This window comes from Gemmatimonas sp. (assembly GCF_041689975.1).
Taxonomy (GTDB): Bacteria; Gemmatimonadota; Gemmatimonadetes; order Gemmatimonadales; family Gemmatimonadaceae; genus Gemmatimonas.
The window spans coordinates 1-11,194 of record NZ_JBDNFF010000212.1 but is presented as its reverse complement, the minus strand read 5'-3'; the positions used below and the strand labels follow the sequence as shown (position 1 = coordinate 11,194).

7 protein-coding genes are annotated in these 11,194 nt (G+C 64.5%); 2 read left to right on the top strand and 5 right to left on the bottom strand.

Annotated elements, in window-relative coordinates; all coding sequences use genetic code 11:
- Nucleotides 1-61: 61 nt before the first annotated feature.
- Complete coding sequence (locus ACESNG_RS13495; RefSeq protein ID WP_373069363.1) at nt 62-1,168, top strand: IS5 family transposase; 1,107 nt, start codon at nt 62-64, stop codon at nt 1,166-1,168.
- Between the two features lie 218 nt (nt 1,169-1,386).
- Here ACESNG_RS13495 and ACESNG_RS13490 read toward each other — a convergent pair whose 3' ends face one another.
- Genes ACESNG_RS13490 through ACESNG_RS13480 form a run of 3 tightly spaced genes read right to left on the bottom strand, consistent with a single transcriptional unit; the run spans nt 1,387 to nt 4,115 of the window.
- A complete protein-coding gene (locus ACESNG_RS13490; protein ID WP_373069361.1) occupies nt 1,387-3,015 on the bottom strand; it encodes an alpha/beta hydrolase family protein in 1,629 nt (542 codons plus the stop codon).
- A 44-nt stretch (nt 3,016-3,059) separates the two neighbouring features.
- Entirely contained in the window at nt 3,060-3,269 is a 210-nt protein-coding gene (locus tag ACESNG_RS13485) for an Arc family DNA binding domain-containing protein (RefSeq protein ID WP_373061693.1), read from the bottom strand.
- An 18-nt stretch (nt 3,270-3,287) separates the two neighbouring features.
- Nucleotides 3,288-4,115: an SPFH domain-containing protein gene (locus ACESNG_RS13480; protein ID WP_373069359.1), complete on the bottom strand. Its 828-nt coding sequence runs from the start codon at nt 4,113-4,115 to the stop codon at nt 3,288-3,290.
- Between the two features lie 401 nt (nt 4,116-4,516).
- Between ACESNG_RS13480 and ACESNG_RS13475 the strand changes: the two genes are divergently transcribed.
- Complete coding sequence (locus ACESNG_RS13475; protein WP_373061689.1) at nt 4,517-7,795, top strand: WD40/YVTN/BNR-like repeat-containing protein; 3,279 nt, start codon at nt 4,517-4,519, stop codon at nt 7,793-7,795.
- Nucleotides 7,796-7,830: 35 nt separating this feature from the next.
- Here the strand turns inward: ACESNG_RS13475 and ACESNG_RS13470 are convergent, their stop codons facing one another.
- Entirely contained in the window at nt 7,831-9,018 is a 1,188-nt protein-coding gene (locus ACESNG_RS13470) for a nitrate/nitrite transporter (protein WP_373069357.1), read from the bottom strand.
- A gap of 40 nt (nt 9,019-9,058) precedes the next feature.
- Nucleotides 9,059-11,095 carry an ATP-binding protein gene (locus tag ACESNG_RS13465; protein ID WP_373069355.1) on the bottom strand — a complete coding sequence of 679 codons (2,037 nt, stop codon included), beginning with the start codon at nt 11,093-11,095 and terminating at the stop codon, nt 9,059-9,061.
- Nucleotides 11,096-11,194 lie beyond the last annotated feature (99 nt).

The window sequence follows — 11,194 nt, the reverse complement described above, 5'->3', positions numbered from 1 at the left end:
TTCGCCTGGCGTAGGCCGCACATTCGTATGTGTTGGCGCATCCTCAGAATGGAGCGTGGCGATGCGTGGTGCCGATCAACCGCAGACGACGATGTTCAGCTATGTCTCGGTCGAAGACCGGATTCCGGCGGACCATCCGCTGCGCACGATTCACGCCTTGGTCCAGCCGATCCTGACGGCGCTGTCGCCGCGCCTCGATGCGATCTATGCCACCCGGATGGGGCGCCCGTCGATTCCGCCCGAGCGTCTGTTGCGCGCGCTGTTGTTGCAGGTGCTCTTCACCATTCGGAGCGAGCGCCAACTGATGGAGCAGCTCAACTACAACTTGCTGTTCCGCTGGTTTGTGGGGTTGAATCCCGATGACGCCGTGTGGGTGCCGACCGTATTCAGCAAGAACCGCGACCGGTTGATCGAGGGGAACATCGCCGACGCGTTCATGCAGGAAGTGCTCAACGCGGCGGACGTGCGCGCGCTCTTGTCGCACGAGCATTTTACCGTCGACGGCACGTTGCTCGAGGCGTGGGCGAGCCACAAGAGCGTTCGGCCCAAGGACGATCCGTCGCCCCCGCCGTCGGACGGGGATCCCAAGCATCCCACCGTCGACTTTCGCGGCGAGAAGCGCTCGAACACGACGCATGAATCCGTGACGGATCCCGAGGCGCGACTGGCGCGAAAAAGCCACGGGACGGCGAGCATCATCGGGCATCTGGGCAGTGTCCTGATGGATAATCGCCATGGCGTGATCGTGGCCACCGATGTGCGCGCGCCGGGCCACGCCGCGGAACGCGACGCGGCCGTCGAGATGCTGACGACGCTCGACCCGCGCGCACGACGCCGGACGCTGGGCGCCGACAAAGGCTATGACACGCCCACATTCGTCGAGGGCACTCGCGCGTGCGGCGTCACCCCGCACGTGGCGCAAAACATCCACGTGAACAAATCGAAGAGCGCGATCGACGGACGGACGACGCGGCATGCAGGGTACGAGATCAGTCAACGGAAACGGAAGCACGTCGAGGAAGGGTTTGGCTGGGGCAAGACCATCGGCGGGCTCCGCAAACTGCACCATCGGGGACGCGCGAAGGTGGCGTGGATCTTCAGCGTTGTGACCGCGGCGTACAATCTTGTACGCCTGCGCACGCTCATCCGCGCCGGGGTGTGCGCGTGAGCGTGCCCGCACCCGCCGCGAGCGCGGCGGACGCGGCGATGAGGCCCCACACAGGGCCTCACGGGGCCTCGCCGAGTCCCGCACAGTACGCGCCGTGCGACGTACACCATCGTTTGAACGCGTCTGACGCGAAAATATCGAGCATTTCAACGCAGATCAGCGTTTTCATCAACCGGTTAAGCAGTTGGCCGTTCAGCAGCAGTTGGCAGTTGCCCAGCCTACTTCATGATGTTGACCATCCAATCCGCCACCACCCCCAGCACCTCGCGCCGCAGCTTCGTGTCCTTGAGCGCGGTGTAGCCGGTCGGCGCGCCCGATGGATCGACCAGAAACAAGTGGTTTGTGGCGGGAAAGTGGCGCACGGTCACGCGCGAGTTGCCGCTGCCCTCGAGCACGATGGCGATGCTGTCGGCCTGCTCGGGGGTGACTTGCATGTCGGTGTCGCCCTGCAGCACGAGCGTGGGCTGCTTCACTTTCCGTAGCGCGGTCGCGGGCTCGGTCTTCATGAAAAAGCCTATCCACGGGTTTGCGGCGGCGAGCGAGTCGAGCGCGCGCGGCACGGTGCGTCGCAGCGAGTCGCGCTGCATTTCGGTGAGCTGCACGGACGCTTTGATGCCGTTTTCGTTCTGGAATTCCAGAATACGGCGGCCGTTGTAGGCGGTTCCGGCGAGCAGGGCGATGGCGCGCACCGTGGGATCCTTGGCGGCCACCATCGGGGCAATGAAGCCACCCTCGCTGTGTCCGGCGAGTGCGATGCGCGTGCCGTCGATGTCAGCGCGCGTGCGCAGATACGCGATCACGGCCGCCACATCATCGGCGAAGTCGGCACTGGTGGCGTTGTTGCGCGACGAGGCGCCGCCGCTGGCGCCGACACCACGATCGTCGTAGCGCAGCACCGCAATGCCGCGCCGACCGAGCGTGTCGGCGATCTCGCGGAATGGCGCGTAGTCCCGCACGATGGCAATGCGCGAGTCGCGGTCTTGTGGGCCGCTGCCGCTGATCGTGATCACCACCGGCACTTTCGCGACGGAGTTACCTAGGCGCTTCGGCAGCGTGAGCGTGCCGGCCAACGTGTAGCCGCGCGGCGTGGGAATGACCACCTCTTCCGCCGTATACGGTGCATTCGCCGGTGCCCCATAGTCAATCTTCACCGGCGCACTCGGCACACTCACGGCGCCGGTGGTGCGTACCACACGCAGATTCTGCGAGGGAATCGTGATCTCGCGCGGGCCACCATTGACGTCCCACTGAATGCGCGCCTCCATCCCCGCGATCGAGAACACCGTGGTGTCGCCCTGCTGGCTCACGGTCGCGGTCATCGTGCGGCCACCGCTGGTAAGGAACACAGGAACGGAGGCCTTCTTCGCCCCCCGCGCGTGGTCGGCCATGAGCGCCGTGTGCAACACGCTGTTGCCGACGAGCGCGACGGCGCCGCTCGCACTCAGCACCGCCTGTTCGCTTGTCGTACCGTTGGCGGAGATGGTGAGCTTCGCGCTATCGCCAACCATGTTCACCACGACGTTCTGCGTGGGCAGACCGGTGGTCGGCGCGCCGGGCGCAAAGATGGACAGCGTGAGGCGCCCGGGATTGCGGTTCGCATGCTGCTGTTCCCACCGAACAACCGGCGCGCCACGCATGGTGAGCAGTCCGACGATCGATGACGGTCCCTCGGTGACGACTTCGGTGCCGAGCGTATCGATGCTCCGCAGATACACGAAGTGGTAAGTGGGTGCCGACTGTGCACGGGCAGTGGTGGCCAGCAGCGCGCCGACCAGGAGGGCGAGGACGGTAGTCGACAGCGCGACAATACCGCCGTTACGCGAGCGCGCGAAAAGGAAATGCGGCATGGGCGACTTCCGGGAAGAGAAAGGATTTGGCGATACGAGGCGAATCATTCGGTTCCCTCGTGCTCAGTGTCGTCGACCGGGGTGTTGCGATCAGCCGGTGTCTGCTTCGACACGCGCCCGGCATCCCGGAGCGCGCGCCGCAGCAGAAACTCGATCTGCCCATTGAGACTGCGCAGGTCATCGTTGGCCCAACGCTGCACCGCGTCGAGCACATCGCGGTCCACGCGAATGAGGAACGACTTGCGATCAGCCATGGGTCGTGGCTCCCGTACTCAGGAGTACAACGACCCGGTGTTGACCACCGGTTGGGCCGCACGATCGGAGCAGAGTACCACCAGGAGATTGCTTACCATCGAGGCTTTGCGTTCGTCGTCGAGCGTGACGATCTGGCGGCTGGACAGCGCCTCGAGCGCCATCTCCACCATGCCGACAGCACCTTCCACGATCGTCTGCCGCGCGGCCACGATGGCACTCGCCTGCTGACGCTGCAGCATCGCCGACGCGATCTCGGGAGCGTACGCCAGATGACTGATGCGCGCCTCGAGCACTTCGACGCCGGCTTTACCCAAGCGATCGTGCAACGCTTCCTGCAATCCCTTGGACACTTCCGTGGGGTGCGTGCTGAGCGCGATCGCATCGTCGCCATGGTGATCGTACGGATACGACGAGGCCAGCGCACGGACCGCCGACTCGCTCTGCACCGCGACGTACTGCACGTAGTCGTTCACCTCGAACGTGGCTTCGGCGGTATCGATCACCTTCCAGACCACGATCGCCCCGATCTCGACGGGGTTCGAGCGCGCATCGTTCACTTTGAGCTTATTGGTCTCGAAGTTCCGGATCCGCAGCGAGATGGCCTTCTTGGTCATGAAGGGGTTGGTGAACCAGAGTCCCGGTGTCTTGGCGGTGCCTTTGTAGGTGCCGAAGAGGGTGAGGACTTTGCCTTCATTGGGCGCGACGGTGAACAGCCCCGGCATGCAGAGGAAGGCGAGGGTCATCATCGTCAGACCAATCGCCACTTCGATGCCGTTGTCTCCGCGCGCGCCGGAAAAGAAGACGAAACCACCGGCCAGAATGGCGACGGCGATCAGGACGGCCATCAGGATGCCGGGAGAGGGGCGGGCCTGGATTTCACGGAACATTTTGTGTGGGACCTCGGAGGGGGGAGATACTAAAATGATATCACTTCAGTATCTCGGTACGCAACACTGGTGGCTGGGGTTTCGTCTGGGAGGAGGCTCTGGGCTCTTGGCTTGGGGTTCTGGATGGTGGGTTCTGGGTTATTCGGGAGCGTCTTTTGACCCAGTACCCAAAACCCACCACCCATAACCGCAAGCCTTACAGCCTCCCGCCCACAGCCCGTTGGGAGGTTCTGCACTTTTGGCTTGGGGTTCTGGGTTCTGGGTTCTGGGTTCTGGGTGGTGGGTAATGGGTTCTAGGTTTATGGTCGCCAGCAGAAACACCGTCCGTGTCCCCCCATGTACTCCCGGAGAGCATTCTCGTGAATCGCTTCAGCCCACGGTTGGCCTTCGCCGCCGCCGTTCTCATTCCCTGTGCGTCGGCCGGTGCGCAAGCGTCGCGTCCTGTCGCCCGCACCACGGCACGTCCTGCGGCGATTTCCCCTGTTGCCGCCCCCTTCGATACCGGGGCGCTGTCGGCAATAAAGTGGCGCGAGATCGGTCCGTTTCGGGGTGGTCGTTCGGCTGCGGTGGGGGGCAGTGTGGCCCGACCCAAGGAATACTGGATGGGCACGGTCGGCGGCGGTGTCTTCAAGTCCGTTGATGGCGGCGACAATTGGACGCCGATGACGGACAAATATTTCGGCGGCACGATCGGCAGCATCGGTGTGGCGCCGAGCAATCCCGATGTGGTGTACGTGGGCGGCGGCGAGTTCACGATCCGCGGCAACGTGTCGCACGGCGATGGCGTCTGGAAGACGACCGACGGCGGTACAACGTGGACGAACATCGGTCTGAACGACACGCGGCAGATTTCGCGCGTGTTGGTGCACCCCACCAACCCCGACCTCGCCTACGTGGCGGCGCAAGGTCATGCGTGGGGTCCGAACGCCGAGCGCGGGGTGTTTCGCACGAAAGACGGTGGCAAGAACTGGACGAAGGTGTTGTTCCGCGATGATTCCACCGGTGCGGCCGATCTTGCGATGGATCCTGGTAATCCGAATGTGCTCTACGCCGGATTTTGGCAGATGCACCGCAAGCCGTGGATGCTGGTGTCGGGCGGGAAGGGCTCGGGGATGTTCAAAAGCACCGATGGCGGCGATACGTGGACCGAGATCACAAAGCGCAAAGGTTTGCCCTCCGGACAATGGGGCAACATCGGGATCACTGTGAGCGGCGCGAATACCCAGCGCGTCTACGCGCTCATCGAGGCCGATGAGGGTGGTGTGTTCCGCAGCGACGACGGCGGTGCCACGTGGGCGCGCGTGAACGATGAACGCAAGCTGCGTCAGCGCGCGTGGTACTACTCGAAGATCTACGCCGATCCGAAGAACCCAGACGTGGTGTACGCCAGCAACGTGCAGTTCCAGGTTTCGCGCGATGCTGGCAAGACGTGGAGCAACATCAACACGCCGCACGGGGACTCGCACAACCTGTGGATCGCGAGTGACAACAGCGATCGCATGATCGAAGCGAACGACGGCGGTGCCAACGTGAGCACCGACGCCGCAAAAACGTGGACGGCGCAGGACTTCGCGACGGCACAGTTCTATCATGTGACGACCACGAATCACTTCCCGTACAAGATCTGTGGCGCGCAGCAGGACAACAGTACGCTCTGTGGTCCGTCGCGCGCGGCCGGTGGTATCACCATGGACATGTGGCAGGATGCCGGTGGTGGTGAGTCGGGCTTCATCGCGGCACTGCCGAACAATCCGGACATCGTGTTCGCCGGCAGCTACGGCGGCTATCTCACGCGCAAGGACATGCGCACGGGCCTCGCGCGCGACATCAATCCGTGGCCGCTCAACCCGATGGGCCACTCCGCCATCGATTCGAAGTATCGCATGCAGTGGACGTTCCCGATCGCGGTCAGCCCGCACGATCCGAAGACAATTTATGTCGGCTCGAACGTGCTCTTCAGGACCACGAACGAAGGCGACAGCTACACGGCGATCAGCCCTGATCTCTCGCGCAACGATCCGCGCACGCTCGGCCCGTCGGGCGGGCCGATCACGAAGGACCAGACGGGCGTGGAAACGTACGGTACGGTGTTCGCGATCGCCGAGTCGCCCGTCATGAAAGGCGTGATCTGGGCCGGCACCGACGACGGCACGGTGCATATCACGCGCAACGGCGGAACGTCGTGGACGAATGTGACGCCCGCGCTGTTGCAAGAACGGGAGTGGGCGCGCATCTCGATCATCGATGCGTCGCACTTCAACGCCGGTACGGCGTACGTGGCCGCGAACCGTTTCCAGATGGACGACAATGAGCCGTATCTCTTCAAGACGACCGACTACGGCAGGACGTGGGTGCGCATCGACAACAGCGGCAAGGCCAATGGCATCCCGGCCACCGAATTCACGCGCGTGATCCGTGAAGACGAGGTGCGCCCGGGGCTGCTGTTCGCGGGCACCGAGCGCGGCATCTACGGCTCGCTCGACGATGGCGCGACGTGGTTCTCAATGCGTCGCAACCTGCCGATCGTGCCGGTGCATGACCTGGCGATCAAGGACGGCGATCTCATCGCCGCCACGCACGCCCGTTCGTTCTGGGTGATCGACGACATCAACGTGTTGCGTCAGCTCAGCGCGGCGGCGATGGCGGAACGCGCGCATCTGTTCACGCCACGTGCGGCATACCGCATCAATTGGAGCGGTGGATTCAACCCGGGCGGCGGCGGCGGGTCACCGGTCGGTGCGAATCCACCCACCGGCGCGATCGTGTACTACTGGCTCAAGTCGCCGGCGAACAAGGTCACGATCGAGTTCAAGGATTCGACGGGGCGCACGGTGCGCACCTTCTCGAGCGACACCGCGGGTGCGGGTGCCGCTGCGGCGGCAGCCGGCGGTCGCCGCGCCGTGGCCGGCGATGCGGCGCCCACAAACAAGGTCGGTATGAACACCTTTTCGTGGAATCTGCGCGAGAGCGATGCGACCACGTTCAACGGGATGATCATGTGGGCCGGCGTCCTCACGGGCCCGCTGGTGCTGCCGGGCAACTACTCGGTGCGTCTGCTGGTGGATGGAGCGCCGTTGGCCGATTCCAAGCTGCTGGTGAAAAAGGACCCGCGCAGCGACGCCACGGCCGCTGATCTCGTGGCGCAGTACAAGATGCTCATGCAGATCCGCGACCGGACCACCGATGCGAACGATGCCGTGCGCACCGTGCGCTACGTGCGTAGCCAAGCGGTGTCCCGTTCGAAGGAAGTGGGTGCCGACTCTGCGCAGTACGCGCAGCTGGTGAAGTCGCTCGACACGAAGATCAGCGAGATGGAAGCGCAGATCTATCAGGTGAAGAACCAGAGCGGCCAGGATCCGCTGAACTACCCGATCAAGGTGAACAACCAGATCGCGGCGTTAGCGGGCGTGGTGGGCAGCACCGAAGCGCGTCCGACAAAGCAGTCGATCGTGGTATACGACACGCTGTCGAAGGAGCTCGAGGTGTATCTCGTGCAACTTCGCAAAGCGTACAAGGAGCTGTTACCACCGATCGACGAGATTCTCAAGAAGCACGGTCTGCCGGCGATCGAAGTGAAGGCGGGTGACGTGCAGACTCCGCGTCGCATCGGCGCCGAGGAAGAGATCACGGGGATGTAGGCGGGGTCGCCGGTCGTCGCGGGAACACCAGGTTCTTAGCGACGGCCGGCCGTGTGACGTACCAAGCGTTGAATCGACGCAATTCCGAATAGTGGTCCCAGCGACAACGCCGCGAAGGCCCACCGCCAACCAACGAGCGTCGCCAGCGGTGGCACGAGTTGAATCACCAGCGCGGTAAGCAGGAATCCCAGCGACGTCTGCAACGTGAGCGCGGTGCCCACGGCGTGTGGCGGTACGCTTTCGGTGACCAGCACTGAAAACTGCGCGCTGTCCGCGATGACGAAAAAGCCCCACACGAGCGCGATCGGCACCAGCAGCCACAGCGAGCGTCCGTAGGCGAAGCCGATCAATACGGAGCACGCGCCACTGATCGCCATTGCGCGCGTCACGAGCCAGGCGCGCCCGCGCCGGTCGGCCACGAGACCACCCCAGATGCAGCCGGCACCGCCGATCGCGAGCGCGGCGAAGGCGATTGCCGACGCCACCGATGCCCCGCGCATCGCCGCCGCCGCATCACGCGCGGGATCACTCACGGTGATGCTGGCCGCGATGAACACCGGCAGCCACGTCCACGCGGCATACAGCTCGAACATGTGCCCCAGATACCCGCCGGTGGAGAGCCGCCAGGCTGGCGCGTTCACCACATCGCGCACGAGACTCCACGAGAACGGCCGCGCGGGGAACGGATACGGTCCCTCGCGGTAGAAGAACCACACCAGCAATGCGGCAATGCATGCGCCGATGGTCGCGCTGAGTACGACCGGTGTGATGCCGGCGCCGGGGATCGCGTGCACGAGATACGGCATCGCCTTGCCTACCGTGAGCGCACCCACGATCGTGCCCACCGCGAGTCCGCGTCGCACGCGAAACCACGTGGCGATCATCTTCATCGCCGGTGGATACACGCCGGCGAGGGCGAGGCCGGTCACGAAGCGCCACACGAGCGCACTCGACAGCTGGTCCGACGTGAGCAGCAAGGCGTTGGCAGCAGCGCCGACCAGCGCCGCGAAGGAAAAGAGCCATCGGGCCGGCACGATATCGGCCACGTTCAACAGCGCCGACAGGGCGGTGCCGACCACGAAGCCCAGCTGCACGATCGTCGTGAGCCACGCCGCTTCGCTGCCGGTGAGCGACCACTGCGCGGTGTACTGCGCCGACACCGCGCTGGCGGCGAACCACAACGTCATCGCCAACAGTTCGGCGACGGTGAGTATGCCGAGCATGCGCCAGCGATCCGGATGCGAATCGGCGACGGGCGTGGGGTCAGTGATCGCCGGCAAGCAGTTGGCGGACTTCGTCGAGCAGGCGACGCGATGTGAATGGCTTCTCGAGATACGCCGTGATGGTGGGATCGTCGTCGCCTCCCATCCCGCCCTCCAGGTAACCAGAGGTGAAGAGCACGGGCACGCGCTCGCGTTCGTCGCGCAATCGCGTCGCGAGTTCGCGACCGGTCGCGCCGGGCATGATCATGTCGGTCACAACCAGATCGATCCCACCGCCCGGTCCGTCGTGTTGCCGCCACAGGACGTGCCCTTCCAGCGCGTTTCTCGCTTCGATGAGTCGATAGCCGGCGCGCGCGAGGACACGGTGTACAATCCCCCGCACGCCATCATCGTCTTCGACCAACAGGATGGTCCCGTGCGCGGTGGCGGGCGTCGGGATCGCATCGGTGGTCCGCTCAGCTGTCGGCGTCTGATCGGTCAGCGGAAGTGCCACCAAGATCGTGGTACCGCGTCCCGGCGAGCTCTCGATCGCGACCAGACCGCCCGACTGCTCGATGATGCCGTGCACCATGGCCAATCCGAGTCCGGTACCGCTCCCTGGATCCTTGGTGGTGAAGAACGGTTCGAACGCGCGCGCGCGCACGCGGTCGTCCATCCCCGTGCCGGAGTCGCTCATCAAGAAGAGCACGGCGTGATCGGGCGTCGATCCCGGCCAACGTGGCATCGACAATGGCAGACTCCCACCATCCCGGAGCTCGGTGGTGAGCAGCAAATTTCCGCCACCCGGCATCGCGTCGCGCGCATTAATAGCGAGGTTCACCAGTACTTGTTCGAGCTGACCCGTATCGGCGAGGACATACAGTGGTTTGGGCTCGAGCGTCACGCGCAATGCGACGTCTTCACCGATCACGCGATGAAGCAGCCGCTCGACGTTTTCGATGATGCCATTGAGATCGAGTACCTCAGGCGTCAGCACCTGCTTGCGGCCGAAGGCGAGCAGCTGACGCGTGAGACCTGCCGCGCGATCGGCCGACGCGAGAATCTCTTCGGCATCACGCCGCAGTTCACTCTGCGCCGGTAACTCACCGAGCAGAAAATCGGCGCTGCCGCGAATCACCGTGAGCAGATTGTTGAAGTCATGAGCCACCCCGCCGGCCAGACGTCCCATCGCTTCCATCTTCTGGCTCTGACGGAATTGTGCCTCCAACTTCTCGCGCTCTGTGACATCGCGCAGAATGACGGTGAGCAAAGACTGGCCGTTGACCTCCGTTCGTGAAATCGTCGCCTCGATCGGGAAGATCTCGCCGTCGGCGCGCTGTGCGCGTAGCGGACCCGCCCGCCCCATGCTACGCGTGGTGGTGCCGCTCGCCGCGAACTGTGCAACCATGCGCGCGTGCCCATCGCGCAACGCGCTGGGGAGAAAGCGGTCGATCGATGTACCCAGCGCGTCTTCGGCACCGACCCGAAAGATTCGTTCGGCCGCCGCATTGAAGATCATGATGCGACGATCTGCGTCCACAGAAATGATGGCATCCATAGCCGAGCCGATGATGCGCTCGAATCGCACCTGACTCTCCTCGAGCGACGCGGTCATCTCCCGCAACCGCTGCTCGCTGATGGCCTGCGCGCGTGCATCGGCGATCGCCTTTGCCAGTCCGGCACCCTGCTGCAGCACCAGACGATCCTGCACGGTCCAGTGGCGCGGTGCTGTGTCGGCCAGCATCACATGGCCCACGGTGTCGCCCGTCGTGCTGCGCACACGCGCTACCGCGAGCGCTGAGATGTCCTGCGCCCCGGACATTGCCGCGCGCTCGACAGGGAGCGCCGCGAGGTCGTCGATGCAGACGAGGTCCGCGTCGTCGAGCAGCATCTCGCCATCGCGCGCCCATAGGGTCGGCAAGGTGGCACGCAGGCCGTCGCGATCGATCTCCACGGCAATGGCATCGCCCTCGCTCGGCAACTCCAGCGTCACGTGCACGCGCGCGGCTTCGCTGGCGGTTCGCAGCAACGCGACGAGCTGTCCGAGCGAGGACAGGACCGTCGGCGGCATCAGGGTCAGGTCGACGGAATGAGCCATTGGCTTGAATACGGCGTGATGGAGCGAACTGACATTGCAATTTGAGTAAACGTGTCGGCGGCGGCAAGTCCACTGTCGAGGTCGCCGTGCCGAGGTCGC

Coding starts and splice junctions, on each gene's coding strand:
- ACESNG_RS13495 (WP_373069363.1), top strand. CDS start 62: ATGCGTGGTGCCGATCAACCGCAGACGACGATGTTCAGCTATGTCTCG.
- ACESNG_RS13490 (WP_373069361.1), bottom strand. CDS start 3,015: ATGCCGCATTTCCTTTTCGCGCGCTCGCGTAACGGCGGTATTGTCGCG.
- ACESNG_RS13485 (WP_373061693.1), bottom strand. CDS start 3,269: ATGGCTGATCGCAAGTCGTTCCTCATTCGCGTGGACCGCGATGTGCTC.
- ACESNG_RS13480 (WP_373069359.1), bottom strand. CDS start 4,115: ATGGCCGTCCTGATCGCCGTCGCCATTCTGGCCGGTGGTTTCGTCTTC.
- ACESNG_RS13470 (WP_373069357.1), bottom strand. CDS start 9,018: ATGCTCGGCATACTCACCGTCGCCGAACTGTTGGCGATGACGTTGTGG.
- ACESNG_RS13465 (WP_373069355.1), bottom strand. CDS start 11,095: ATGGCTCATTCCGTCGACCTGACCCTGATGCCGCCGACGGTCCTGTCC.